Below are 25,396 nucleotides of genomic sequence, written 5' to 3' on the forward strand. Positions count from 1 at the left end.
GGCCTCAGCCCAGCGGGTCGTCCGGCCCCCACGGGACGAGGCCGAGCGTGCGGTCGCGCTCGCCCAGCCCGGCCTCGGCGCGGGCGAGGAGCGAGGCGACCGTGTCGACGCCGGCCCGCACCATCCGGCCGCTCCATGCGTCGAGGTCGCCGCGTGCCATGGCGAGCACGAGGTCGCTCACCTCGTCGGGCGAGGTCCACTCCGTGCGCCCCTCGTGCATCCGCATCGAGAGCGTCATGTCGGTGCGCACGACCCCGGGCGCGAGGTCGAAGACGAGCGCGGTGCGTTGCGGCCCGAGCCCGAGCTGCGCGGTGATCCGCGACAACGCCGCCTTGCTGAGGTTGTATGCCGTCGCGCTGTCGGCGTTGCGGTAGGCCGCGCCCGACGTGAGGTTGACGATGCGGCCGGTGCCCGGGGTGAGGTGGGGCAGGACCGTGCGCGTCACCAGGTAGGGGCCGCGCACGTTGGTCTCGACCGTGCTCCACCACTCGTCGGGGTCGCTCTCACCCAGCGGCACCTCGGCGTCGATGACGCCGGCGTTGTTGACGAGCAGGTCCACCCGGCCGTGGCGGGCCACGACGTCACCGACCCAGGCCTCGACCGCGGCCCGGTCGGTGACCTCGGCCGTGGAGCGCGAGCCGCGCTCCACGGCATACCCGTCGTTCTCGAGTGCCGTCGCGAGGTGCGCGCCGATGCCCCGGGAGGCACCGGTGACGACCGCGACGGGGGCGATCACCGCTGGACCGCTCCCGTGCGGGTGGCCGCGGCAGCGACCGCCGAGTCGCGCAGGCCCGACACCTCGTCGGTCGTGAGGGTGCGGTCCGGGGCGCGGAAGGTGAGGCGGTAGGCGAGGGACTTGCGGCCCGCCTCGAGCTGGTCACCGTGGTAGACGTCGAAGAGGCCCAGCGACTCGAGCGTCGGGCCGGCGCCGGCGCGCAGCGCCCCTTCGACCGCGACGGCCTCGACCGCCTCGTCGACGACGAGGGCCACGTCGCTCTGCGCCATGGGGAACGTTGTCAGCGTCCGCGCCTGGACCGTCGCCTCGGCCGCCCGGGTGAGGACGTCGAGGTCGAGCTCGCCCGCCACGGTGCGGGCCGGGAGCCCGAGCGCGGCGACGACCTTGGGGTGCAGCTCACCGACGTGACCGACGACGGTGCCGTCGGCAAGCTCGACGCGGGCGCAGCGTCCGGGGTGGAACGGCGCGACGGTGTCGCGGGCCGTGCGCACCGCGACGCCGAGGGCCTCACCGAGGACCCGGGCGAGGTCGATGACGTCGGTGACGTCGGCGGCACGGCCGGCTCCCCACCAGCCGGCGCGGTCGCGGTCACCGGCGAGGAGCAGGCCGATGTGACGCGGCTGGCTGGGGACGGCGGCACGGATCGCGTCGAGCACCTCGTCGGACGGCCGGACGCCGACCTCCTCCGTCGGCGCCGGGCGCCGCTCGCCGTCGGAGTCGACGACGAGGCCGATCTCGAAGAGCGCGACATCACGGGTGCCGCGGGCAACGTTGCGCCGCAGTGCGTCGACCATCGTGGCGAGCAGGCGGGTGCGCATGAGCGGCTGCTCGTCCGAGAGCGGGTTGGCGAGCCGCACGGAGCGAGCCACCTCTGCGTCGACGTCGAGGCCCAGGGCGGCGTAGCGGTCGGCACCGACGAAGGGCGCGCTCCACACCTCCGAGAGGCCCTGACCGGCGAGGACGTCCGCGACCGTCCGCCGGACGCGCTGGCCGTGCGTGAGGCCCGACCCTCCCGGCGGGGTGGGCAGGACGGACGGGATCTCGTCGTAGCCATGGATGCGCGCGACCTCCTCGACGAGGTCGGGCGCGGTCGTGAGGTCGGGTCGCCACGTCGGCGGGAGGACGGAGAGGACGTCCGCCTCGCGGGTCACGGCGCAGCCGATCTCCTCGAGGATCCGCACGACGTCCGCCTCGGGGTAGTCGACCCCGGCGATGACCGACGGGAAGCCGACGGGCATCGACACCGCAGCAGGCGCGGCGGGCGTGCCCACGTCGGTGACGTCCTCGTCCGCGACACCACCACCGTGCTCGACGAGGAGGTCGACGGCGAGCTGGGCGGCCGCTGCCGCGAGCGCCGTGTCGACGCCGCGCTCGAAGCGACGGGAGGCCTCCGACGGGAGCTTGTGGCGGCGGGCGGAGCGAGCGATGCTCACCGGCTCGAAGTGCGCGGCCTCGATGAGGACGTCGCGAGTCTCCGCGCCGACCTCGGTGGCGGCGCCGCCCATGACCCCGGCGATGGCCACGGGCCGCTCGCCACCGCGGTCGGTGATGAGCAGGTCCCCGGTGTCGAGGGCCCGGTCGGCGTCGTCGAGGGTCGTGAGCCGCTCGCCGGCGCGGGCGCGGCGGACGACGATGGGCGCCTCGAGGGTGGCGAGGTCGAACGCGTGGAGCGGCTGGCCGAGGCCGAGCATGACGTAGTTCGTCACGTCGACGGGCAGCGAGATCGGGCGCATGCCCGCCTCGGTGAGCCGGGTCGCCATCCAGGGCGGCGTCGGGGCCGCGACGTCGATGCCGCGCACGACGCGGGCGACGTAGCGGTCGCACCCGTCGAGGCCGCGGATCGGGGCGTCGTCGCGCAGCTCCACGGGGAAGCCGCCCTCGGTCGGCTGGGGCGCCCTGGCGTCGAGGTCGACCACCGGGTCGGTGAAGTTCGCCCCGGTGGCGTGTCCGTACTCGCGGGCCACACCACGGACCGAGAAGCAGTAGCCCCGGTCCGGCGTGACGTTAACCTCGACGGTCTCGCGATCGAGCCCGAGGAGCGGGATGGCGTCGGTGCCCGGCGTGAGGCGGGCGAGGAGGTCCGGCTCGCCGGCGAACCGGCGGTCGAGGACGAGGATGCCGTCGTGGTCGTCGCCGATGCCGAGCTCGCGCTCGGAGCAGATCATGCCGGCGGACACGTGGCCGTAGGTCTTGCGCGCGCTCACCTCGAGCGGCCCCTGCGGAGTGGTGAGGACACCGCCCGGGAGGATGACGACGACGAGGTCGCCGGGCTCGAAGTTGTGGGCACCGCAGACGATGCCCTGCGGCTCGCCGGTGCCGTTGGCGTCGCCGACGTCGACGGAGCACCAGTTGATCGTCTTGCCGTTCTTCTGCGGCTCCGGCTCGCGCGAGAGCACCCGGCCCACGACGAGCGGGCCGGTGACACCACCGGTGTGCAGGCCCTCTTCCTCGAGGCCGACGCTCACGAGGTCGGCGGCGATGTCGACGCCCGTGGCGTCCTGCGGGACCGCGACGTACTCACGCATCCACTCGACGGGTACGCGCATGTCAGATCTCCCTTCCGACGGAGAACGTGGCACCGGCGTGGGGTGCCCGGGTCGACTGGCCCAGCATCAGATCTCCCAACCGAACTGCGCGTCGAAGCGGACGTCGCCCTCGATCATGTCCCGCATGTCGCTCACGCCGGTGCGGAACATGAGCGCGCGGTCGATGCCCATGCCGAACGCGAAGCCGGTGTAGCGGTCGGGGTCGACACCGCAGGCGGTGAGCACGTTGCGGTTGACCATCCCGCAGCCACCCCACTCGATCCACCCGGTGCCCTTGCAGGTGCGGCAGTCGGGGTCCTCGCCACGGCAGACGAAGCAGCGCAGGTCCATCTCGGCGCTGGGCTCGGTGAAGGGGAAGTAGGACGGGCGGAGCCGGGTCGTGATGCCGTCGCCGAAGAGCTCGCTCGCGAGCCGGTCGAGGGTGCCCTTGAGGTGGGCCATGGTGATGCCCTCGTCGACGGCGAGCCCCTCGACCTGATGGAAGGCCGGCATGTGGGTCGCGTCGAGCTCGTCGGTCCGGAACACCCGGCCGATCGCGGCGACGTAGACGGGCACACCACGGTCGAGCAGCGTGCGTGCCTGCACCGGTGACGTGTGCGTGCGCAGGACGAGCCCGGCCTCGGGCGGGTCGACGTAGAACGTGTCCTGCATCTGGCGCGCCGGGTGGTCGGCGTCGAAGTTGAGCGCGTCGAAGTTGAACCACTCCGCCTCGATCTCCGGCCCCTCGGCGATCTCCCAGCCCATGCCGACGAAGAGGTCGGCGATCCGCTCGGACATGAGCTCGATGGGGTGGCGGCGACCGAGCGGTCGGCGGCCCGTCGGCAGCGTGACGTCGACGGCCTCCTCGGTGAGGATGCGCTCGTCGCGCTCGGCCTCGAGCTCGAGCTGGCGCGCGGCGAACGCCTGGTTGACGCGTCCGCGCGCCTGGCCGACGCGCTTGCCGGCCTCGGCCTTGGCGCTGGGCGGGAGCGCACCGATCTCGCGGTTGGCGAGGGCGAGCGCGGACTTGTCCCCCTGGTGGGTCGCCCGGAGCGCCTTGAGCTCGTCGAGCGACGTGGCGCCGGCGACCGCGTCGAGCGCGCTCGCCACGGCGGCGTCGACGGCCTCGGGGTCGAGCACGGCGACCTCCACCGGGTCGTAGTTCGTGTTGGGTCCTGACATGGGTTCCACTCTCGTCACGGGCGCGACGAGATCGCGCCGGAGGGTCTGGGACGGCTGGGGTCGCGGCCCTCGGGCAGTGGTGGACGCCGTGCGCCCGGGTTGCCGGGGCTCAGGCAGGCGTCACCGCACCCGAGGGCACGGTAAATCGGCGCACGGCACGGGGGGTGCGGGAGCCTGCGGTGGGCGACATGGGCCCAGCCTATCGCGCGGGCGCCGAGCGTCGCCGCCGGGTTTGGGCGGCCCCGGCCCCGAGCACCGCGACGACGAGACCGACCGCGGCGGGCGCGACGAAGCCGCCCGCCCCGCCGAAGCGGTCGATGGCCACCCCGGCGAACGGGGCACCGAGCGCGCCACCGAGGGTGAGTGCGGACCCGTGCCACCCCATCGCCTCTCCGCGGGCCGATGCCGGCACCATCCGGCTCGCCTGGTCGACGCTCGCGGTGATGGTGGGCGCGCAGAGCAGGCCGGCCACGAACCCGAGGCCGCCGAGGGCGAGGGCGCCGGCCGCGAGCGCCATCGGGAAGGTGACGAGGGCGAGTGCCCCGAGCAGCCAGAAGGTGGAGATCGACCGGCTGAGGCCGCCGTAGACGAGGGCACCGACGAGCGAGCCCAGTCCCCAGAGGGCGAGGACGAGGCCGATCGCCGTCGGCTGGTCGAGCTCGCGCATGCGGGCCACGATCCCGAGGTCGGTCCCGGACAGCACGAAGGTCGCGCACGAGGCGGCGAGGCACACGGCGACGAAGGGCAGCCCGAACCAGTCCGCGCGCCTGGGCCGCACCGCCTCCTCGGCGTCGTCGGCCTCGCTCCGCAGCACCGGGTTGACGACCCACAGGATGGCGCCGCCCACCACGCCGAGCATCTGGATGACGAAGAGCACCCAGCGGGTGTCCCAGTGAGCGGCCGCCCAGATCGAGACCGCCGGGCCGACGATGAACGAGATCTCGACGGCGACCGAGTCGAGCGAGATCGCGGTCCGGCGCTCCGTCGGCGGGACGGCGGCGATGACGGCCTGCCGGATGATCGAGAACGTCGGGATGACGAAGAGTCCGGCGAGCCCGGCGAGGACGAGCAGCGGCAGGTAGCCCACCCACGGCGCGACCGACCAGCAGACGAGGGCGACCAGCGTGGACGGCAGGACGACCCGGCGCAGCCCGATGCGGTCGAGGAGCCGCCCGCGCCACGGGCCGCTCACCGCGATGGCCACGGTGGCGACGGCGGCGAGGAGGCCCGCCGCGGCATACGTCTCCCCGAGGGTCGTCACGACGTGCACGGTGAGCAGGACGCCGGCCGAGAAGACCGGGATCCGCACGAACGCCCCGAGGACGAGGGCCGACCGCAGGCCGGGGCTGGCGAGCGCGGCGCGGTAGGGCGCCACCGACACGACCGACACGATGCTCCTCCCGGCCGCGCACCCCTGGCACGGCCCGAGGGACAGGGTAGGTCGTCCCCCGCCTCTCCCGCGGACGCGTCCCGGCGGCGCGCTCGACACGCCTCGGCGCCGGGTGCGAGCGACTAGACCATCTCCCCCGGGAAGAACGCGCGGACGACCGCACCGCCACCGGGTGCATCGTCGATCTCGGCCCACCCGCCGTGGGCCTCGACGACACCGCGCACGATGTAGAGGCCGAGCCCCGTGCCACCACCGCTGGGCCCGTGCCAGAAGCGGCTGAAGACGGCGCGCCGCTGCTCCGACGGGATGCCGGTGCCGTCGTCGCTCACACTGAGCATGACGCCCGGGCCGGTCGGCCCCTCCCACGGTGCTGCCTCGAGCGTGACGCACGCGGCCTTGTGTCGCACGGCGTTCTCGAGGAGGTTGGAGAGGACCTGGTCGAGCCGGTCGGGGTCGGCATAGATCTCCTCGGCCCCCGCGGCGACGGTGACCGTGAAGTCCTGGGCGTCCTGCCCCGCGTTGACGTGCCGCTCGACGTGGCGGGTGAGGATGTCGCGCGTCGTGAGCGGCACCTCGTGGATGCGCAGCCTGCCGGCGTCGATCCGCGAGACGTCGAGCAGGTCGGTGATGAGCCGGGTGAGGCGGTCGGCGTCGGCGTCGATCGCCTCGAGCATCGTCAGCCGCTGCTCCTCGGTGAACTGCGACCAGCGGCGGCGCAGCGTCGAGGTGAAGCCCTTGACGCCGGTGAGCGGCGAGCGCAGCTCGTGGGCGATCGTCGAGATGAGCGCCGCGTGGTCGAGCTCGGCCCGGCGACGGCCCTCGGCATCGCGCAGCGAGACGAGGACGGCGCTCAGCGGTCCGGCGCGACCGCTGCGCAGGTAGCGGGCGGTGACGAGCAGCTCGAGACCGCTCGGCAGCTGGAGGAGCTTCTCGCGGTGGCCGGTGCGGGTGCGCAGGCCGTTCCACGGGTCGGTCATCGCCCACCAGGACTCGCCGTTGCGGGTCTCGAGGGGCAGCGCCTCACGGATGTCGAGCCCGACGAAGGCGTCCGCCGGCTGGCGCAGCATCTGCGCGGCCCGAGGGTTGACCGACGTGACGATGCCGTCGGCGCCGGCGGCGACGAGCCCGTCGGGCAGCATCGCGGCAGCCGCCGCGGCGACGGGATCGGGCACGGTGAGGACGTCATCGACCGGTGGCGTCTTCGGGTCCATGACCACATCCCACCACGTCAGCCGCGGTGAGTCGCCCCGGACGACGCAGCGAGGCACACCGTGGCGGCCATCGCGAGGTTGAGCGACTCGACCCGCTCGGAGATCGGGACCCGGACGACGTCGGTGCAGCGGTCGCGGATCTCGGCCGGCAGCCCCCACGCCTCGTTGCCCATGACCCACGCGTGCGGGGTCCTCGTGTCTACGTCGGGGAGCAGCGTCTCCCCCGTGCCGTCCGCCGCGAGGGTGCGTATGCCGGCGGCGGCCAGCGCGTCGAGCGTCGCCGCGACGTCGAGGCCGGCGACGACCGGCAGGTGGAAGATCGAGCCGACCGTCGAGCGGACGACCTTGGGCGCGAGGACGTCGACCGAGCCGTCGGTGACGAGCACCGCGTCGGCGCCGAACGCGTCGGCGCCACGGATGACGGTGCCCGCGTTGCCGGGGTCGCGCACGTTGCTGAGCAGCACGAGCAGGCGCGGCGCGGACGCGAGGACGGCGGCGAGGGTGACGGGCGCGGAGGCGACGACGGCGAGCAGCCCCTGCGGGGACTCGGTGTCGGACATCGCCGCGAGGACGGCGTCGTCGGTCTCGTGCACCCGGATGCCCACCTGCCGGGCCGCGTCGACGAGGTCGGCGTGGCGCTCGAGGGCCGCGGTGGTGACGTAGAGGTCGTCGACCCGTTCAACGGCATACCGGATCGCCTCGCGCACGCCCTGCGGACCGTCGACGACGAAGCGACCCGTCCGCTCACGCACCGAGCGCCGGGAGAGCGATCGCACTGACCTGACCCGATCGGATCGGACGTTCGTCAGCACGGCTCTCCCGGCGCTCGTGATGTGCGAGGGGTCTCGCAGGCTCAGGCGGAGGCCTTCTCGGCGACCGGCTGCGCGGGGACGTTGGCCTTGGCGACCTCGACGAGGGCGGCGAAGGCGGCCTCGTCGTTGACCGCGAGCTCGGCGAGCATGCGGCGGTCGACCTCGATCTCGGCGGCCTTGAGGCCCTGGATGAGGCGGTTGTAGGTCATGCCGTTGGCGCGGGCCGCAGCGTTGATGCGCTGGATCCACAGGCGACGGAAGTCACCCTTGCGGGCGCGACGGTCGCGGTAGGCGTAGCCGAGGGAGTGGGTGACCTGCTCCTTGGCCTTGCGGTAGAGACGGGACCGCTGACCGCGGTAGCCGCTCGCGCGCTCGAGGACGACCCGGCGCTTCTTCTGGGCGTTGACCGCCCGCTTCACGCGTGCCACGTGAGTACTCCTTGTTCAGTCTTGGACGTTCGGGGGTTCGGCTCAGATGCCGAGAAGCTTCTTGACCTTCTTGACGTCGGCCTTGGAAACGAGGACGTCCTTGGAGAGGGCGCGGGCCTTCTGCGGGGTCTTCTCGTGGAACTTGTGGACGTGACCGGCCTGCTCGCGCATGACCTTGCCGGAACCGGTGACGCGGAAGCGCTTCTTGGTGCCGCTGTGGGTCTTGTTCTTCGGCATGGCTGCCGATCTCCTTCGCTGTCGGTGCTGCTGTGGTGCTGCTCTGGGGAAAACGTGGGGGTGCCGCCTACTCGGCGGCGACCGTCTCCTCGGCCGGGGCCGCAGCCTCGGTGGACGCGTCGGCCGGTGCCTCGGCGGAAGCGGCGGCGCTGTCCTTCTTGCGGCGCTGCTCGGCGCGGGCCTCGGACTTCTTCTTCGTCGGCGCGAGGACCATGATCATGTTGCGGCCGTCCTGCTTGGGCGCGGACTCGACCGTGCCCAGCTCGACGACGTCCTCGGCCAGCTTCTGGAGGAGGCGGTAGCCGAGCTCCGGGCGCGACTGCTCGCGACCGCGGAACATGATCGTCACCTTGACCTTGTCGCCGCCACCCAGGAACCGGACGACGTGCCCCTTCTTGGTGGCGTAGTCGTGCGGGTCGATCTTCGGGCGGAGCTTGATCTCTTTGATGACCGTGTTGACCTGGTTCTTGCGTGCTTCCCGGGCCTTCATGGCGGCTTCGTACTTGTACTTGCCGAAGTCCATGAGCTTGGCGACGGGCGGCTTGGCCATGGGGGCCACCTCGACCAGGTCGAGGTCAGCCTCGGCCGCGAGGCGCAGGGCATCCTCGACGCGGACGATGCCGACCTGCTCCCCGTTGGGGCCGACCAACCGCACCTCCGGAACCCGGATGCGGTCGTTGATGCGAGGCTCGCTGATGTCATGCTCCTTGTGTCTGGGAACGACGGTCTCGTGCTGGCCCGGACATGAGAAGAGGCTCCTCGCGCCGCGCACGAGAAGCCCTCACCCGTCCACCGGTGCCCACGGCATACACGTATGCCGTGACCGTGGTGGAGAAGAACCCGGCGACCCTGGGGTCGTCGCGGGTGGAAGCGAGCTTCACTTGCGCACCGTGTCCCGGGGGACACAGCCGGTCAGCGCACAAGGTTAGCAGCCGGCCGCCGACGGGCGAAATCGCCGTATGCCGGCTGCTCACCCGTGCGGACCGCGCACCTCGGTGGCCCGGGTGGAGGATCGCGGGGGTCATGGTCCCGGGGATCCTCCACCCGGACCGCGTGATGCCGTCAGCGGATGCGGAAGGCGAGGCCGTCGATGCGGGCGCGGAGCTCGCCGTCGGTGGCGAGCCGCTCCCCCACCCGGGTCGCGACGGCCTGGACCTCGTCGCCCGCGAGGCCCTCGCGCAGCTCGAGGACGACGCCGAGGACACCCTGACCGGCCGGAGCCCCCTCCTCGACGTGGTGCGAGACGACGTCGGGCTCCTCGGCGACCGCCCGCGCGACGCCGGTGGCCACGAACTCGTCGAGGTGCGGCGGCAACCAGGCGCGCTCCTGCGCGAGCGCCCAGACCATGGAGGGGCGCAGGACCCGGGTCACCGGACCCGCGACGTCGACGACGACGACGTCGCAGCGCTCGCTCACCGCCGCCTGCCCGGCCCGGGCTGCGGTCACGGGGACGGGACGGGCCGCAGGGTCCCAGGCGGCGAGGGCGTCGAGGCTGCTGAAGACCGGCAGGGCGCGCTCGCCGTCGGGGGCGACGAGGGTCACCGCGGCCATGTCGGTCTGCTTGTCGACGGTGAGCCCGCCCTCGACCGCCGTCTCGACGGGCTCGGCGACGATCGGGACGAGGAGCCGCGCGGTGGCGAGCTCGGCCATGAGGCCGGCGGGGTCACCGTCGGCCAGCGCGCCGGTGAGTCCGGGCTGCGCGGACCCGTCGTCGCCCTCGAACCCGGTGAAGACGAGGTCGCGCGTCACGGGCGGCCCGCGACGTCGAGTGCCTCGGGCAGCGTGAACGCACCGCGGTAGAGCGCAGAGCCGGTGATGGCACCCTCGACGCCCTCGGGAACCATCGTGCGGAGGACGGCGATGTCGTCGAGCGTCGACACACCGCCCGACGCGATGACCGGGCGGTCGGTGCGGGCGCAGACGTCGCGGAGCAGCTCGACGTTGGGTCCGGCGAGCATGCCGTCCTTGTTGACGTCGGTCACGACGTAGCGGGCGCAGCCCTCGCGGTCGAGGCGCTCGAGGGTCTCCCAGAGGTCGCCGCCCTCCTGGGTCCAGCCGCGGGCGGCGAGAGTCGTGCCGCGCACGTCGAGCCCGACGGCGATGCGGTCACCGTGCTCGGCGATCGCCGAGGCCGTCCACTCCGGGTCCTCGAGCGCGGCGGTGCCGAGGTTGACACGGCGGCAGCCGGTGGCGAGGGCGCGCTCGAGCGTCTCGGCGTCGCGGATGCCACCGCTCATCTCGACCTGGATGTCGAGCGTCCCCACGATCGCCTCGAGCAGCTCGGCGTTGTCGCCGCGACCGAAGGCCGCGTCGAGGTCGACGAGGTGGAGCCACTCGGCGCCCTGCTCCTGCCAGCGCATCGCGGCCTCGAGCGGCTCGCCGAACTCGCCGCCGCTGCCGGCGACCCCCTGGACGAGCTGGACGGCGCGCCCCCCGGCGACGTCGACGGCGGGCAGGAGCTGGAGGCGGGGGGAGGTCATGGCACCTTCACGTTCTCGGGGGTGGGGCTTGCGGGTGTTGCTGGTGGTCGACACGGTCAGAGCGAGCGGACCCAGTTCTCGAGGAGCTGCAGCCCGGCCTCGCCCGACTTCTCGGGGTGGAACTGGGTGGCCGAGAGCGGGCCGTTCTCGACCGCGGCGACGAAACGCTCACCGTGGGTCGCGGTCGTCACCTTCGGGGCGACCGCCGCGAAGTGCCCGCTGGGCTCGGCGAGCGTCCAGGACCGGACGGCATACGAGTGGACGAAGTAGAAGCGCTCGGCCTCGACGCCGGCGAAGAGGGTCGAGCCGCTCGAGACCTCGACCTCGGTCCAGCCCATGTGCGGGACGACGGGTGCCTGCAGCCGCTCGACCGTCCCGGGCCACTCGGCGAGACCGTCCTCGGTCGTGCCACTCGGCTCGGTCGACGACTCGAAGAGCGCCTGCATGCCGACGCAGATGCCGAGGACCGGGCGACCGCCGGAAAGCCGGACGTCGACGATGCGGGGCGCGTCGGCCGCGCGCATGCCGCGGACGCACGCGTGGAAGTTGCCGACGCCGGGCAGCAGCAGGCCGTGCGCGTCGAGGGCGCGCTGGCGGTCGGCGGTGAGCTCGACCGTGGCGCCGACCCGCTCGAGGGCGCGGACGGCGCTGTGCACGTTGCCGCTGCCGTGGTCGAGGACGATGACCCTGCGCCCGCTCACAGGTCCTGCTCCGCTCGGTGGGCCGACTCCTCGGCGACGAGCGCGTCGAAGGCAGCGATGGATCGTGGGCTGGGGTCGACGCGCAGGTGGCTCTCGTCGGCGCCGTCACGCAGCAGCTCCTCGCCGGGCAGGCCGAGGAGGCGCATGAGCCCGACGAGGACGTCGAGCGGCTCGCCCCCGGGGTCGGCGAAGTGCTCGGTTACCTCCGCCGGCGTCGTCCGCGAGCGGGCGCCGGCGACGTCGACGACCAGGGCGGCCGGGAGTGCCGGCAGGTCGGGGGTGCGACGCACGCCACGACCGGGCTCCCACACGAGCCAGCGCTGCTCCAGACGCCACCCGCGCGCCTGCACGGTGACGACCGCGCAGCCGTCGATGACGAAGAGCCCGATGGCCGGGCGGTGCCGCGTCGGCACGTGACGGGCGGCGAGGATCTCGAGGCCGACGTCGTAGGGCGCGACGGCACGCGCTCGGTCCTCCGCGAGGCACACGCCGGTCCAGCCCTGGAGCGGGCACACCCGCACGGCCGCGAGGCCGCGCCTCACCCACCGCGCGGACGCGGCGGCGCTGCCGCGCACGAGGACGAGCCCGTGCCCGGTCAGCGGGGTCTGGTCGTCGCCCATCGGCTCAGAGCGCACCCTTGGCGCTGGGGATGCCGACGACGCGGGGGTCGCGCTCGACCGCCGCACGCAGCGCCCGCGCGACCGCCTTGAACTGGGCCTCGACGACGTGGTGGGGGTCGCGGCCGCCGAGGACGCGCACGTGCAGGGCGATGCCGGCGTGGTGGGCGAAGGACTCGAGGACGTGACGGGTGAGCGAGCCGATGTAGTTGCCGCCAATCACGGCATACTCCTGGCCCGCGGGCTCGCCGGTGTGGACGACGTAGGGGCGCCCGGCGACGTCGACGACCGCGTGGACGAGCGCCTCGTCGAGCGGCACCGTGGCGTCGCCGAAGCGCGAGATGCCGCTCTTGTCGCCGAGGGCCTCCCGCAGCGCGTCGCCGAGGACGATCGCGACGTCCTCGACCGTGTGGTGCGCGTCGACGTCGACGTCACCGGTCGCCTTGACCCGCAGGTCGATGAGCGAGTGCTTGGCGAAGGACAGGAGCATGTGGTCGTAGAAGCGGACCCCGGTGCTCACCTCGCCGACGCCGGTGCCGTCGAGGTCGAGGGTGAGCTCGACGCTGGACTCGGAGGTGGAACGCGTCACCGTCGCGGTGCGGTTGCTGGTCACGGCTGTCCTTCCAGGTGGTCGGGCCCGAGGCCGGCGACGGCGTCGAGGAACGCGGTCGTCTCCTCCGGGGTCCCGGCGGTCACTCGAAGATAGTGGTCGATCCCCACGTCCCGAACGAGAACCCCCCGGTCGAGCAGCGCCTGCCACGTCGTGGCGCTGTCGCGCAGGCCCCCGAAGAGGACGAAGTTCGCGTCGCTGGGGACCGGGTCGAGCCCGAGTCCGGGCAGCGACTCGACGATCCGGTCGCGCTGCTCCTTGATGGCGTCGACCGTGCCGAGCATCGTGTCGGCGTGGCGCAGCGCCGCGCGGGCGATCGCCTGCGCGGGTGAGGACAGGTGGTAGGGCATCCGGACGAGGCGGAGGGCGTCGACGAGCTCGGGGTCGGCGGCGAGGTAGCCGAGCCGCCCGCCGGCGAAGGCGAACGCCTTGCTCATCGTGCGCGTGACGACGAGCCGCGGCCGTCCCTCGAGCAGCGTGAGCGCGCTCGGGGTCCCGGCCCGGGCGAACTCGGCGTAGGCCTCGTCGACGACGACGACGGCACGCGGTGCGGCGTCGTGGACGGCGGTGACGACGTCGAGCGTGAGGGCGGTGCCCGTCGGGTTGTTGGGCGAGCAGAGGAAGACGACGTGCGGGTCGTGCCGCTCGACCTGCTCGACGGCGGACTCGACGGAGAGGTCGAACGGCGCCCCACCACGCCGGTCCGAGGCGCCGACGCCGCGCATCCCGTCGACCCACGTCGTGCCGGTGGTCGCCGTGATGATCGGGTGCATCGAGTAGGCCGGCGTGAAGCCGAGCGCGGTGCGCCCCTGCCCGCCGAACGCCTGGAGCAGGTGCAGGAGGACCTCGTTGGACCCGTTGCCGGCCCAGACCTGCTCGGCGCGCACGGTCGTGCCGCTGCGCGAGAGGTAGTCGGCGAGGTCGGTCCGCAGGTCGGTGAACTCCCGGTCCGGGTAGCGGTTGAGCCCCGGAGCGACCGCCGCGACGGCGGCGACGATCTCGTCGACGACCTCCGGTGGCACGGCATACGAGCTCTCGTTCGTGTTGAGGGCCACGGGCACGTCGAGCTGGGGGGCGCCGTATGCCGTCCTGCCCCGGAGGTCCTCCCGGAGCAGCTCCTCGATGGCGCTCATCGAAGCTCGGGGAGGCGGGCGATGACGGCGTCACCGTGCGCGGGGAGGTCCTCGGCTCGCGCCAGGGTGACGACGTGGGCGCCGACGTCGCGCAGCGCCGCCTCGGAGTACTCGACGACGTGGATGCCGCGGAGGAACGACTGCACCGACAGGCCGCTCGAGTGGGTCGCGCAGCCGCCGGTGGGCAGCACGTGGTTGGAGCCGGCGCAGTAGTCGCCCAGGCTCACCGGCGACCACGTGCCGACGAAGACGGCGCCCGCGTTGCGCACGCGCGCTGCGACGGTCGGGGCGTCGACGGTGTGGATCTCGAGGTGCTCGGCGGCATAGGCGTTGACCACGTCGAGTCCGACCTCGACGTCGTCGACGAGGACGACCGCGGACTGGCGCCCGGTGAGCGACTCGGCGACGCGCTCGGCGTGCTTGGTCTCCCCCGCCCGGCGGACGACGGCTGCCTGCACGGCGTCGGCGAGGTCGGGGCTGTCGGTGACGAGGACGGCGGCGGCGAGCGGGTCGTGCTCGGCCTGGCTGATGAGGTCGGCCGCGACGTGCTCGGGGTCGGCGGACGCGTCCGCGAGGATCGCGATCTCGGTGGGCCCGGCCTCGGAGTCGATGCCGATGAGCCCCTTGAGCAGGCGCTTGGCGGCGGCGACCCAGATGTTGCCCGGGCCGGTGACGAGGTTGACCGGCTCGAGCGGCTCGTCGCCGTCGAGGCCGTGCGCGAACGCGGCGACGGCCTGGGCGCCGCCCATCGCCCAGACCTCGTCGACGCCGAGGAGCGCGCAGGCGGCGAGGATCGTCGGGTGCGGCCAGCCGCCGTGGTCCTTCTGCGGCGGGCTGGCGACCGCGAGCGAGCCCACCTCGGCGAGCAGGGCCGGGACGACGTTCATGACGACGCTGCTCGGGTAGACGGCGCGGCCACCGGGGACGTAGAGACCGACGCGGTCGACGGGCACCCACCGCTCGGTGACGGTGCCGCCGGGCACGACGGTCGTCGTCGTCTCGGTCCGGCGCTGGTCGGCGTGGACGATGCGGGCGCGGCGGATGGACTCCTCGAGCGCGGCCCGGACCTCGGGGTCCAGTCCCTGGAGGGCGGCGGCGACGACGTCGGCGGGCACGCGCAGCGACGAGGGCCGGACGCCGTCGAAGCGCTCGGCGGCGTCGAGGACGGCCTCGGCACCGCGAGCGGCGACGTCGTCGCAGATCGGGCGGACCGTGGCGACGGCGGCCTCGACGTCGAGCTCGGCACGAGGGAGGGTGGCGCGGAGCTCACGGACTCCGGGCGCGCGGCCTCGCAGGTCGAGAACGGGGATCATGGTCGCCAGTCTATTTCGTGGCAGGGAGTGCCCCGGCGCCCGTCCGCCTCCCGAGCCCGGTCCCGCCGGGACCCGCTAGGCCTCGTAGAAGACCTTCTCGGCCGCGTGCCGGGCACGGCGCGCGACGCGTCGGTAGCGGTTGGCGAGCTCCTGGCCCGACTTCGGGGGCAGCCCCATGATCCGGGCCATGCCGTCGGCGTCCTTGAGGTCCGACGGCACCGAGTCCACGGCTCGGCCACGCGAGAGCATGCCGGCGTTGCGCATCTGCGACGCGAGGCGCCATGCCTCGGCGAGCGCGACCGCGTCCTCGGCGTCGACGAACCCGGCTGACCGGGCCGCCTCGAGCGCCCCCATCGTCGACGTCGTGCGCAGCGACTCGTGCTCGTGGGCGTGCTCGAGCTGGATGAGCTGGACCGTCCACTCGACGTCGCTGAGGCCGCCGTGCCCGAGCTTGAAGTGGGTCTTGCGGTCGGCGCCGCGCGGCAGCCGCTCCGACTCCATCCGGGCCTTGAGGGTGCGGATCTCGCGCACCTGCTTTGCGTCGAGCCCGCCCTCGGGCCAGCGCAGCGGGTCGATGAGCTCGACGAACGCGGCGCCGAGGTCGGCGTCGCCGGCGACGGGCGCGGCGCGCAGCAGGGCCTGCGCCTCCCAGACGAGAGACCAGCGCTCGTAGTAGGCGCGGTAGGACTCGAGCGAGCGGGTGAGCGGCCCGTTCTTGCCCTCGGGCCGCAGGCCGGCGTCGACCTCGAGCCGCGGGTCGGGCGCGGCAACACCGAGAAGCCTGATGAGCTCCTTGACGACCTCGAGCGCCTGCTCCTGGGCCGCCCGCGTCTCCGCTCCCTCGACGGGGTCGTGGACGAAGAGCACGTCGGCGTCGCTGCCGAAGGACGACTCCCCTCCCCCCAGCCGGCCCATGCCGACGACGAGGTGGCGGCTCAGCGGCGGCTGCCCGGTCTGCTCCTCGACGCCTCTGAGGACGACCTCAAGGGTCACGTCGACGAGGGCGCCGTTGAGGTCGGCGAGCGCGCGGCCCAGCTCGTCGAGCCCGACCTGGCCGAGCAGCGAGGCCACGGCGAGGCGGAAGAGCTCGGAGCGGCGAACGGCCCGGGCCGCGAGGACCGCCGGCTGCGGCTCGTCCTTGCGCTTCGCCGCCGCGCGCATCCGGCCCTGCACCTCGTCGCGGGTCCGGGGACGCAGGCCGCCGGAGTCGCCGAGGAACTGCACCGACTCGGGCCCCTGCTCGAGCAGCTCGGCGGCGTAGCGGCTGCGGCCGAGAGTGTGGGCCAGCCGCTCGGCGGCGCTGCCCTCGTCGCGGAGCAGCCGGAGGAACCACGGTGTCGTGCCGAGCTCGTCGCTGATCCGGCGGAACGCGAGCAGGCCCGCGTCGGGGTCGGCCTCGTCGGCGAACCAGCCGAGCATGACCGGCAGGAGCTGGCGCTGGATCGCGGCGCGGCGGCTCACCCCGTCGGTGAGCGCCTCGAGATGGCGCAGGGCGCCCTTGGGGTCGCGGAAGCCGAGGGCCGCGAGCCGCTCACGGGCCGCCTCGGGCGTGAGCCGGACCTCGTCGGGCCCGAGCCGGGCGACGGCGGAGAGCAGCGGGCGGTAGAAGATCCGCTGGTGCAGCCGGCGCACCTCGCGCGCGGCCGTGCGCCACTGCGTGACGACCGCCTCCTCGGGGTCGCGCTGGTGCCCGAGAGCGCGCCCGAGGCAGCGCAGGTCGGACGCGGACGTCGGCATGAGGTGGGTGCGGCGCAGCCGGTGCAGCTGGATCCGGTGCTCGAGCGTCCGCAGGAGCCGGTATGCCGTGGCGAGCGTCTGAGCGTCCTCTCGCCCCACGTAGCCACCCTGGGACAGGGCCGCGAGCGCGGTGAGGGTGGTCCCCGAGCGCAGGGAGCGGTCGGCCCGGCCGTGGACGAGCTGGAGCAGCTGGACGCTGAACTCGATGTCGCGCAGACCGCCCGGGCCGAGCTTGAGCTGGCGGTCGGCCTCACCGGAGGGCACGTTGTCCTCGACCCGGCGTCGCATCGCCTGCACGTCCTCGACGAAGTTCTCGCGGCTGGCCGCCTGCCAGACGAACGGCGCGACGGCCTCGACGTAGGCACGCCCGAGCGCACGGTCGCCGGCCACCGGGCGGGCCTTGAGCAGGGCCTGGAACTCCCAGGTCTTGGCCCACCGCTCGTAGTAGGAGACGTGCGACTCGAGGGTGCGCACGAGCGGGCCGTTCTTGCCCTCGGGCCGCAGCGCGGGGTCGACCTGCCACAGCGATCCGGCCGTCGTCGCGCTCGAGCAGATCCGGATGAGCCGGGTCGCGAGGTCGGTGCCGACCGCCAGCGCTGCGTCCTCGTCGGCTCCGTCGGCCGGCTCGGCGACGAAGATGACGTCGACGTCGCTGATGTAGTTGAGCTCGCGCCCGCCGGTCTTGCCCATCCCGATGACGGCGAAGCGGCAGCGGTCCGCGGCGTCGCCGACCTGGGCACGGGCGACGACGAGCGCGGCCTCGAGCGCCGCCTCGGCGAGGTCGGCGAGCGACGACGCGACCTCGGACAGGCGGGCCTGGGGGTCGGGGCGGGAGACGTCGAGCGCAGCGATCCCGAGGAGCTGCCTGCGGTACTCGAGCCGCAGGGCGTCCTCGGGGGTGACGGCGGCGGGCTCGCGGACGGCAGTGGTGAGCAGCTCGATCCGCTCCTCGACCTCGAGCGGGAAGGCGTCGGCGACGGCGGTCCAGTGCTCGGGCCTCGCGACGAGGTGGTCGCCCAGGGCGGTGGAGGACCCCAGCACCGCGAGCAGCCGGTCGCGGGCCCGGCCCGGCTCGCGCAGGGCCTCGACGAGGTCGTCCCGGAACGCGTCGTTCGCGGGTGTCGCCACCGCGTCGAGCAGCCGCACGAGGGCCAGCAGCGCCTGGTCGGGGTCGGCCACCCGCGACAGCGACACGGCGAGACCGTCGGACTCGACGCGCTCCCGGTCCTTGATGAGCGGCGCCAGCGAGCGGTCCCGGAGCAGCGTGTCCGCGCGACGGGGGTCGGAGAAGCCGAGCCGGGTGAGGTCGCCCGGGAGGGACGGCATACGGGCGGTCATGACGCGCGCCTCACAGGCGCGGGAGGTACCGATCGAGCTCGAACGCGGTCACCTGGCCGCGGTAGTCGGCCCACTCGGCACGCTTGTTGCGCAGGAAGAAGTCGAAGGTGTGCTCGCCGAGCGTCTCGGCGACGAGCTCGCTCTCCTCCATGACCTCGATGGCCTCGCTGAGCGACGCGGGCAGCGGCTTGATGCCCATCGCCTTGCGCTCGGAGTCGGTGAGGCCCCAGACGTCGTCCTCGGTCTCGGGTGCGAGCTCGTAGCCCTCCTCGATGCCCTTGAGTCCGGCGGCGAGGAGGACGGCGAAGGCGAGGTAGGGGTTGCACGCGGAGTCGACCGAGCGCACCTCGACGCGGCTGCTCTGGCCCTTGTTGGGCTTGTACATCGGGACGCGCACCATGGCGGAGCGGTTGTTGTGGCCCCACGTGAGGTGGGCCGGCGCCTCTCCCCCGCCCCAGAGACGCTTGTAGCTGTTGACCCACTGGTTGGTGACGGCGGTGATCTCGGCGCCGTGGTGGAGCAGGCCGGCGATGAACTGGCGCCCGGTCTTCGAGAGCTGGTAGGGCGCGCCCGCCTCGTAGAAGGCGTTGCTGTCGCCGTCGAAGAGCGACATGTGCGTGTGCATGCCCGAGCCCGGGTGGTCGGCGAGCGGCTTGGGCATGAAGGACGCGTAGATGCCCTGCTCGAGCGCGACCTCCTTGATGACCGTCCGGAAGGTCATGATGTTGTCGGCCGTCGAGAGCGCGTCGGCGTAGCGCAGGTCGATCTCGTTCTGGCCGGGGGCGCCCTCGTGGTGGCTGAACTCGACGCTGATGCCCATCGACTCGAGCATCGTGATCGCGGCCCGGCGGAAGTCCTGGGCGGTGCCGTGCGGCACGTGGTCGAAGTAGCCGGCCTGGTCGATCGGCGTCGGGGTCTCGCCCGGCCGCCAGCCCTTCTCGAAGAGGAAGAACTCGATCTCGGGGTGGGTGTAGAAGGTGAACCCCTGGTCGGCGGCGCGGGCGAGGGTGCGCTGCAGGACGTGGCGTGGGTCGGCCATGCTCGGCGACCCGTCGGGGAGCGTGATGTCGCAGAACATCCGGGCGGTGCCGGGGCTCTCACCACGCCACGGGAGGACCTGGAACGTCGAGGGGTCGGGCTTGGCGAGCATGTCGGCCTCGTAGACCCGCGCGAAGCCCTCGATGACCGAGCCGTCGAAGCCGATGCCCTCGGCGAACGCCCCCTCGAGCTCGGCCGGCGCGACGGCGACGGACTTGAGCGCACCGAGCACGTCGGTGAACCAGAGGCGGACGAAGCGGATGTCCCGCTCCTCGATGGTGCGGAGCACGAACTCCTGCTGACGGTCCATGCTCGGCATCCTATGGGTCGGGACGGCAAGGGCCCCGGAGCATCTCGCTCCGGGGCCCTTGTCTCGCACTGTGGGTCAGCTCAGGGAGGCTGCACCCACCGTTGTCCGGTCAGGTCACTTGAAGGAGACCTGCACCTGCAGCTGGTTGCCGTCGGCGCTGGACTTGTTGACCTTCATCACGGTGCCGGAGCCCGCGACCTTGACCGAGCTCCACGGGTTCTTCGCGTCCCAGTAGCGGTTCGGGTCCGAGTCGTCGAAGGTCGGGATGCCGGCCGAGGACTTCACGGTCGAGGGGACGCCGTTGCGGTGGAAGGTGACCTCGTCGGTGCGCTCGAGGCCGAAAGTGGCGTCGAACGGCTGGCGACGGTTCCCGAGCAGGTAGCCACCGGGGAAGGTGACCGGCGCCGGGCGGGCGTCGACCGGCAGGGCCTGGCCGCCACCCGGGTGGGCGGAGGTGTTGTTGTCGCCGTACTCACCGTCGACGTACCAGACGAGCATGCCGTTCTGGTAGGGGAAGCGCTCCACCCAGTCGGGCTTCGTGTTCGAGAACCCGAAGTTGTACGGGCCCGTCCTGAGCGTCGAGTCGTAGCCGGTGTAGGTGCGGTTCTCCGCGAGGTAGTAGTGACTGACGACCTCGGAGGTCGAGCCACCCATGCGGGTGAAGCCGCTGGCGGTCCAGCCGTTGTCGCCGGACTCGACGTCGTCGGACAGGAGCGTCGCACCATCGGCGGTGACGGTGATGTCGTCGAGGAACGCGCCCTCGTAGTGCAGACCACCGTCGGTCGCGTAACGGAAGCGGAACTGGACGTTCTTGCCGGCGTAGGCGCTGAGGTCGAACGACTTCTGCGTCCAGTCGGACAGGCCCTCGTTGCCTTCAGGACCGTCGATCGGCGTGCCGACCTGGTTCCACGTCGAGCCACCGTCGGTGCTGACCTCGCCGTAGAGGTAGTCGTAGTCGACCTCGATGTTGTACTGCATCCAGGCCGCGACGGAGGCGGACGTCTTGCCGGTGAGGTCGATCGAGCGGGTCAGGGTGTTCTGGAGGCCGTCGGCCGCACCGCTCCACCACTCGGTCGCGCCGGAGCGCGGCTTGTTGTAGTCCTCGGTGACCGTCTTGCCGGGCAGCGGGACCGCGATGGCCTGGTAGTCGGACCGGCTCGCGGGCTTGTCGGCCGGGCCGAGGTTGACGGTCATGTCCTGGCCGTAGGGGACGACCTTGTAGTCGAGCCAGCCGAGCTGCAGCTTCTCGAGCGGGCCCATGTAGCCCGGCTTCGAGCCGATGTCGACGGTGCCGTCGTTGAGCCAGGAGCCGCCGGACATGAGGGTCCAGAAGCCGGTGCCGTTGTCGCCACCCTGGGTGTCGTAGTAGTCCGGCAGACCGAGGTCGTGGCCGAACTCGTGGGTGAAGACGCCGAGGCCGCCGTTCTCGGGCTCGGTGGTGTAGTCACCGATCCAGATGCCGGACGTGCCGAGCTGGACACCGCCGGCCTTGTTCTGCTCCGGGCCGGTCTTGCCGATGTTGGTGGAGTAGGCGTACCAGCGGTGGCTCCAGATGGCGTCCTCGCCCTGGGCACCGCCACCGGCCTCCTCGCCCTCACCGGCGTGGATCGCCTGGAAGTGGTCGATGTAGCCGTCCGGCTCGTTGAAGTTGCCGTCGCCGTCGAAGTCGTAGCGGTCGACGCGGTCGAACTGCTGGAGGTAGGTCTTGATCTGCGCGTCGGTCTTGCCGGCGGCCTTCTCGGCGTTGTACCAGGCGGTCGCCGAGTCCTGGATGAACGGCCAGGCGCCCGCGGCGTCGCTGATCTTGTTGCTGCCGTAGCGGGCCTCGTTGAAGGGCACCTTCACCCAGTCGGAGACGTCACCCTTGGCGAGGAACTTGCCGTTGGACTGCTTGAGGTAGAAGTCCTTGAACGACTCGCCGTCACCGAACATGAGGTCCTGGTAGTGCTGGCGGTCGAAGTCCTCGGTCCACTCGGTCGAGTTGTTGTCGGTCGCGCCACCGTCCCAGTTGCGGTCCGGCTCTGGGATCTGGTTGCGGACCGGGCCCGCGGTGCCACCGGTGGTCGCGTTGGTCTGCGTGCCGAACTCGGCGAGGATCGTGAAGATGTCCTCCTCGCGCTCGACCGGGTAGGACACGTAGCGGTCCTGCGCGGCCTTCGAGCCCTTCGCGGCCTTCTTGTTGCCGGCGAGCTTGATGACGCGCTGGCCACCGCGGGTCTCGGTCGTCGCCTCGCCCTTGACGAGCTTGTCGACGGCCTCCTTGCGCAGGGCGCGCGCGGCGTCGCCGAGCGGGTTGGGCAGGTCGTCCTGCTTGTGGGCCTTCGACGGGCCGTCGGCAGGTGGGGCGGATTCTGTCGCCTGGGCGCCCATGGGCGCGAGGCTCACTACCAACGCCGCGCCAGCAAGGGCGGCGAGGGCACGACTGTGTCGTGTGGTCACTGTTCCTCCGGGTGTGATCGCCAGCCAGGGGTCAGGCGTGGCCTTTGCAGAGAAACATGTGCAATCCAATTGCACAATGGTTTGTGGGGTTGTTTTTACCTGCCTTTTACCTTCCACGCACGAGCGGTGTCGGCCACCGCACACCTCCGGACCGGCATCCGGGGCACTCTGACAGGATCGCCCCATGAGCGATCAGCCGACCCCAGCCGCGGAGACGACGAACCCCTACGGCACGGGCGCCCAGGCGGCCCCGCAGAAGCGCATCCGCGTCCCCCACCTCCAGAAGATGAAGGAGACCGGGGAGAAGTGGGCGATGCTCACGGCCTACGACATGTATGCCGCCGAGATCTTCGACGAGGCCGGCATCCCGGTCCTCCTCGTCGGCGACTCCGCCGGCAACAACGTCTACGGCTTCGAGACGACCGTGCCCGTCACCGTCGACCACCTCGTCCCGCTCTGCCGCGCCGTGACGTCGGCCGCGCGGCACGCCATGGTCGTCGCCGACCTGCCCTTCGGCTCCTACCAGGCGAGCCCGCAGCAGGCGCTCGCCACCGCGACCCGCTTCATGAAGGAGGGCATGGCCCACGCGGTGAAGCTCGAGGGCGGCAAGCCGATGGTCCCCGAGGTCGAGCTGCTCGTCCGCGCGGGCATCCCGGTCATGGGCCACATCGGCTTCACCCCACAGAGCGAGCACGTCCTCGGCGGCTACCGCGTCCAGGGCCGCGGTGACGGCGCCGACCGGCTCCTCGAGGACGCGCTCGCCCTCGAGGAGGCCGGCTGCTTCTCGGTCGTCATGGAGATGGTCCCTGCGCCCGTCGCCGCCAAGGTCACCGAGGCGCTGCGCATCCCGACGATCGGCATCGGCGCGGGCCCGCACTGCGACGCCCAGGTCCTCGTCTGGCAGGACATGGCCGGACTCCGTGGCGGCCGCGCCCCGCGCTTCGTCAAGAAGTACCTCGACATGCGCACCGACCTCGGCAACGCCGCCCGCAGCTATGCCGCGGAGGTCGCCTCAGGCGCCTTCCCGGCCTCGGAGCACTCCTTCGAGCAGTAGGCCGTTTCGCTCTCTCGCAACTGATTGCCCGTTCCAGCGAGGTGCACGTCGCGCGCCGGAACGGGCAATCAGATGCGGTGGGTATGCCGGGTGCGCACCCGGCATACCGCCTTTCGTGCTCGTCGCTGCGCCGGAGCGTCAGTCCTCGAGGTCGTCCTCACCCTCCCAGGCGCGGTCCTCGGCGTCCCACTTCTCGGTGTTCTGCTGGGCGGAGGCGATGGCGTTGCTCGCCTCGGCCTCGGTCTCGTAGGGACCCATGACGTCGTCGTTGCGACTGCGGTTCTCGTCGGTCTCGACCTGCTTGGTCTGGATGTTGTACCAGTACGCCATGTCGTCCTCCTCGGTGTCGCGGTCGGCGCTCTGCCTAGACTCCACCGTATGCCGCTGACGTACGGAAGTGTCGCTCCGGGAGAGGTCTCCGCGCGGCGGCCCGTCCCCGCCTCGATCGAGCGCCCCGAGTACGTCGACAAGGCGACGCCGGACAAGAACCTCTCCCCGGAGGTCAAGGACGACGAGACGATCGAGCTCATGAGGGTCGCGGGCCGGCTGGCCGCGCAGGCGATGGAGGCCGCTGCCGCGGTCATCGCCCCCGGCGTGACGACCGACGAGATCGACCGCGTCGGCCACGAGTTCCTCCTCGACCACGGCGCCTACCCCTCGACGCTGGGCTACCGCGGCTTCCCGAAGTCGCTGTGCACGTCGGTCAACGAGGTCGTCTGCCACGGCATCCCGGACTCGCGCCCGCTCGAGGACGGCGACATCGTCAACATCGACATCACCGCCTACATCGGCGGGGTCCACGGGGACACCGACGCGACCTACCTCTGCGGCGACGTCGACGAGGAGTCGCGGCTGCTCGTCGAGCGGACCCGCGAGGCGATGATGCGCGGCATCAAGGCCGCCGTGCCGGGCCGCCAGGTCAACGTCATCGGTCGGGTCATCGAGAGCTATGCCAAGCGGTTCGGCTACGGCGTCGTGCGCGACTTCACCGGCCACGGCATCGGGCGCTCGTTCCACTCCGGTCTCATCATCCCGCACTACGACGCGGCGCCGTCCTACGACACCGTCATCGAACCGGGCATGACCTTCACCATCGAGCCGATGCTCAACCTCGGCACGGAGGCGTGGGACATGTGGGACGACGAGTGGACCGTCGTCACCCGCGACCGCCGCCGCTCGGCCCAGTTCGAGCACACGATCCTCATCACCGACCACGGCAACGAGATCCTCACCCTCCCATGACCGCCCCACCTCGGACGAAGGAGTCCCCATGAGCACAAAGACCGGTCTGCCGCTGGGCATCGACGTGGGCGGGAGCGGCATCAAGGGCGCCCCGGTCGACCTGTCCAAGGGCGCGTTCGCGGCCAAGCGCAAGCGCATCGACACCCCCGAGCGGTCCACCCCGGAGGCCGTCGCCGACGTCATCGACCAGATCGTCGACCACTTCGACGACGTCCGGGGCGACTCCCCCATCGGGATCACCGTCCCGGGCGTCGTCACCCACGGCGTCGTCCGGTCCGCGGCCAACATCGACAAGTCGTGGCTCGACTTCGACGCCGAGCCGATGCTCGAGAAGAAGCTCGGACACGACATCGTCCTCGTCAACGACGCGGACGCGGCCGGCGTCGCCGAGCTCCACTACGGCGCCGCCAAGGGCCAGAAGGGCCTCGTCATCCTCACGACCCTCGGCACCGGGATCGGGACCGCGCTCATCCACAACGGGACGCTCATCCCGAACTCCGAGCTCGGCCACCTCGAGCTCGACGGGTTCGACGCCGAGAAGCGCGCCGCCTCGTCGATCAAGGACGTCGAGGGGCTCAGCTACCCCGAGTGGGCCAAGCGGCTCCAGCGCTACTACAGCCACCTCGAGAACCTGCTCTGGCCGGACCTCATCGTCGTCGGCGGCGGCGTCTCGAAGGACCACGAGGAGTTCCTGCCGTTGCTCGACCTGCGCACGAAGATCGTGCCCGCGGTGCTCGAGAACAAGGCCGGAATCATCGGCGCCGCCCACCTCGCGCAGGAGTACCACGACTCGCACTGACGGGTGGATCGGTCCTGACCGTCGCGGTTCGCGAACCGTGACGTGGCTCCCGAGCCTGTCCGAA

23 protein-coding genes are annotated in these 25,396 nt (G+C 72.3%); 3 read left to right on the plus strand and 20 right to left on the minus strand.

Translation table 11 applies throughout. The features are described from left to right. Window positions 1-4: 4 nt before the first annotated feature. The 19 genes from N798_RS02505 to N798_RS02595 form a co-directional block, all read right to left on the minus strand. Complete coding sequence (locus tag N798_RS02505) at window positions 5-736, minus strand: SDR family oxidoreductase (protein WP_035946024.1); 732 nt, start codon at window positions 734-736, stop codon at window positions 5-7. After that, window positions 733-3,282 (minus strand): phenylalanine--tRNA ligase subunit beta, encoded by a 2,550-nt coding sequence (pheT, locus tag N798_RS02510; protein WP_035946026.1) that lies wholly within the window; start codon window positions 3,280-3,282, stop codon window positions 733-735. Before pheT ends, N798_RS02505 begins: the two co-directional genes overlap by 4 nt. A 66-nt stretch (window positions 3,283-3,348) precedes the next feature. Further along, the gene (pheS, locus tag N798_RS02515; RefSeq protein ID WP_035946028.1) at window positions 3,349-4,443 is read right to left on the minus strand and encodes a phenylalanine--tRNA ligase subunit alpha; all 1,095 of its coding nucleotides are present in this window, start codon (window positions 4,441-4,443) and stop codon (window positions 3,349-3,351) included. Window positions 4,444-4,642: 199 nt separating this feature from the next. Next, entirely contained in the window at window positions 4,643-5,833 is a 1,191-nt protein-coding gene (locus N798_RS02520) for an MFS transporter (RefSeq protein WP_084100016.1), read from the minus strand. Between the two features lie 122 nt (window positions 5,834-5,955). Further along, window positions 5,956-7,044, minus strand: coding sequence for a PAS domain-containing sensor histidine kinase (locus N798_RS02525; protein WP_035946078.1), 1,089 nt, complete (start codon window positions 7,042-7,044; stop codon window positions 5,956-5,958). Between the two features lie 17 nt (window positions 7,045-7,061). After that, entirely contained in the window at window positions 7,062-7,856 is a 795-nt protein-coding gene (locus N798_RS02530; RefSeq protein WP_035946029.1) for a TrmH family RNA methyltransferase, read from the minus strand. A 41-nt stretch (window positions 7,857-7,897) separates the two neighbouring features. Next, window positions 7,898-8,284 carry a 50S ribosomal protein L20 gene (gene rplT, locus N798_RS02535; protein ID WP_035946030.1) on the minus strand — a complete coding sequence of 129 codons (387 nt, stop codon included), beginning with the start codon at window positions 8,282-8,284 and terminating at the stop codon, window positions 7,898-7,900. A 42-nt stretch (window positions 8,285-8,326) separates the two neighbouring features. Beyond that, window positions 8,327-8,521 (minus strand): 50S ribosomal protein L35, encoded by a 195-nt coding sequence (rpmI, locus tag N798_RS02540; protein WP_009775194.1) that lies wholly within the window; start codon window positions 8,519-8,521, stop codon window positions 8,327-8,329. A 67-nt stretch (window positions 8,522-8,588) separates the two neighbouring features. Then, the gene (infC, locus tag N798_RS02545; RefSeq protein ID WP_052116841.1) at window positions 8,589-9,218 is read right to left on the minus strand and encodes a translation initiation factor IF-3; all 630 of its coding nucleotides are present in this window, start codon (window positions 9,216-9,218) and stop codon (window positions 8,589-8,591) included. 365 nt (window positions 9,219-9,583) lie between these two features. Beyond that, window positions 9,584-10,270: an SseB family protein gene (locus N798_RS02550; protein ID WP_035946032.1), complete on the minus strand. Its 687-nt coding sequence runs from the start codon at window positions 10,268-10,270 to the stop codon at window positions 9,584-9,586. Then, window positions 10,267-11,001, minus strand: a complete 735-nt coding sequence (gene priA / locus N798_RS02555) for a bifunctional 1-(5-phosphoribosyl)-5-((5-phosphoribosylamino)methylideneamino)imidazole-4-carboxamide isomerase/phosphoribosylanthranilate isomerase PriA (protein ID WP_035946035.1) — start codon at window positions 10,999-11,001, stop codon at window positions 10,267-10,269. Before priA ends, N798_RS02550 begins: the two co-directional genes overlap by 4 nt. 56 nt (window positions 11,002-11,057) lie before the next feature. Next, window positions 11,058-11,702 (minus strand): imidazole glycerol phosphate synthase subunit HisH, encoded by a 645-nt coding sequence (gene hisH, locus N798_RS02560; protein WP_035946037.1) that lies wholly within the window; start codon window positions 11,700-11,702, stop codon window positions 11,058-11,060. Beyond that, window positions 11,699-12,322, minus strand: a complete 624-nt coding sequence (locus N798_RS02565; protein WP_035946039.1) for a hypothetical protein — start codon at window positions 12,320-12,322, stop codon at window positions 11,699-11,701. Before N798_RS02565 ends, hisH begins: the two co-directional genes overlap by 4 nt. Before the next feature lie 4 nt (window positions 12,323-12,326). Then, window positions 12,327-12,932, minus strand: a complete 606-nt coding sequence (gene hisB / locus N798_RS02570) for an imidazoleglycerol-phosphate dehydratase HisB (RefSeq protein ID WP_035946040.1) — start codon at window positions 12,930-12,932, stop codon at window positions 12,327-12,329. Then, entirely contained in the window at window positions 12,929-14,062 is a 1,134-nt protein-coding gene (locus tag N798_RS02575; RefSeq protein ID WP_035946041.1) for a histidinol-phosphate transaminase, read from the minus strand. Before N798_RS02575 ends, hisB begins: the two co-directional genes overlap by 4 nt. Further along, window positions 14,059-15,375 carry a histidinol dehydrogenase gene (gene hisD, locus N798_RS02580; RefSeq protein WP_035946042.1) on the minus strand — a complete coding sequence of 439 codons (1,317 nt, stop codon included), beginning with the start codon at window positions 15,373-15,375 and terminating at the stop codon, window positions 14,059-14,061. Before hisD ends, N798_RS02575 begins: the two co-directional genes overlap by 4 nt. 75 nt (window positions 15,376-15,450) lie before the next feature. Further along, the gene (locus tag N798_RS02585; protein ID WP_035946043.1) at window positions 15,451-18,450 is read right to left on the minus strand and encodes a bifunctional [glutamine synthetase] adenylyltransferase/[glutamine synthetase]-adenylyl-L-tyrosine phosphorylase; all 3,000 of its coding nucleotides are present in this window, start codon (window positions 18,448-18,450) and stop codon (window positions 15,451-15,453) included. Between the two features lie 10 nt (window positions 18,451-18,460). After that, a complete protein-coding gene (locus tag N798_RS02590) occupies window positions 18,461-19,798 on the minus strand; it encodes a glutamine synthetase family protein (RefSeq protein ID WP_035946046.1) in 1,338 nt (445 codons plus the stop codon). 114 nt (window positions 19,799-19,912) lie between these two features. Further along, window positions 19,913-22,168, minus strand: coding sequence for an immune inhibitor A domain-containing protein (locus tag N798_RS02595; protein ID WP_052116839.1), 2,256 nt, complete (start codon window positions 22,166-22,168; stop codon window positions 19,913-19,915). Window positions 22,169-22,421: 253 nt separating this feature from the next. Between N798_RS02595 and panB the strand changes: the two genes are divergently transcribed. Continuing rightward, window positions 22,422-23,291, plus strand: a complete 870-nt coding sequence (panB, locus tag N798_RS02600) for a 3-methyl-2-oxobutanoate hydroxymethyltransferase (protein ID WP_035946050.1) — start codon at window positions 22,422-22,424, stop codon at window positions 23,289-23,291. 138 nt (window positions 23,292-23,429) lie between these two features. Here the strand turns inward: panB and N798_RS02605 are convergent, their stop codons facing one another. Further along, window positions 23,430-23,621, minus strand: a complete 192-nt coding sequence (locus N798_RS02605; RefSeq protein ID WP_035946081.1) for a hypothetical protein — start codon at window positions 23,619-23,621, stop codon at window positions 23,430-23,432. A 48-nt stretch (window positions 23,622-23,669) separates the two neighbouring features. Between N798_RS02605 and map the strand changes: the two genes are divergently transcribed. Continuing rightward, window positions 23,670-24,533 carry a type I methionyl aminopeptidase gene (gene map / locus N798_RS02610; protein WP_035946052.1) on the plus strand — a complete coding sequence of 288 codons (864 nt, stop codon included), beginning with the start codon at window positions 23,670-23,672 and terminating at the stop codon, window positions 24,531-24,533. Window positions 24,534-24,561: 28 nt separating this feature from the next. Continuing rightward, window positions 24,562-25,332: a polyphosphate--glucose phosphotransferase gene (ppgK, locus tag N798_RS02615; protein ID WP_035946054.1), complete on the plus strand. Its 771-nt coding sequence runs from the start codon at window positions 24,562-24,564 to the stop codon at window positions 25,330-25,332. Window positions 25,333-25,396: the final 64 nt, after the last annotated feature.

The organism is Knoellia flava TL1, assembly GCF_000768675.1.
GTDB classification, from domain to species: Bacteria; Actinomycetota; Actinomycetes; order Actinomycetales; family Dermatophilaceae; genus Knoellia; species Knoellia flava.

Coding starts and splice junctions, on each gene's coding strand:
- pheT (WP_035946026.1), bottom strand. CDS start 3,282: ATGCGCGTACCCGTCGAGTGGATGCGTGAGTACGTCGCGGTCCCGCAG.
- pheS (WP_035946028.1), bottom strand. CDS start 4,443: ATGTCAGGACCCAACACGAACTACGACCCGGTGGAGGTCGCCGTGCTC.
- N798_RS02525 (WP_035946078.1), bottom strand. CDS start 7,044: ATGGACCCGAAGACGCCACCGGTCGATGACGTCCTCACCGTGCCCGAT.
- rpmI (WP_009775194.1), bottom strand. CDS start 8,521: ATGCCGAAGAACAAGACCCACAGCGGCACCAAGAAGCGCTTCCGCGTC.
- priA (WP_035946035.1), bottom strand. CDS start 11,001: ATGACCTCCCCCCGCCTCCAGCTCCTGCCCGCCGTCGACGTCGCCGGG.
- N798_RS02565 (WP_035946039.1), bottom strand. CDS start 12,322: ATGGGCGACGACCAGACCCCGCTGACCGGGCACGGGCTCGTCCTCGTG.
- N798_RS02575 (WP_035946041.1), bottom strand. CDS start 14,062: ATGAGCGCCATCGAGGAGCTGCTCCGGGAGGACCTCCGGGGCAGGACG.
- hisD (WP_035946042.1), bottom strand. CDS start 15,375: ATGATCCCCGTTCTCGACCTGCGAGGCCGCGCGCCCGGAGTCCGTGAG.
- N798_RS02585 (WP_035946043.1), bottom strand. CDS start 18,450: ATGACCGCCCGTATGCCGTCCCTCCCGGGCGACCTCACCCGGCTCGGC.
- N798_RS02590 (WP_035946046.1), bottom strand. CDS start 19,798: ATGGACCGTCAGCAGGAGTTCGTGCTCCGCACCATCGAGGAGCGGGAC.
- N798_RS02595 (WP_052116839.1), bottom strand. CDS start 22,168: ATGGGCGCCCAGGCGACAGAATCCGCCCCACCTGCCGACGGCCCGTCG.
- panB (WP_035946050.1), top strand. CDS start 22,422: ATGAGCGATCAGCCGACCCCAGCCGCGGAGACGACGAACCCCTACGGC.
- N798_RS02605 (WP_035946081.1), bottom strand. CDS start 23,621: ATGGCGTACTGGTACAACATCCAGACCAAGCAGGTCGAGACCGACGAG.
- map (WP_035946052.1), top strand. CDS start 23,670: ATGCCGCTGACGTACGGAAGTGTCGCTCCGGGAGAGGTCTCCGCGCGG.
- ppgK (WP_035946054.1), top strand. CDS start 24,562: ATGAGCACAAAGACCGGTCTGCCGCTGGGCATCGACGTGGGCGGGAGC.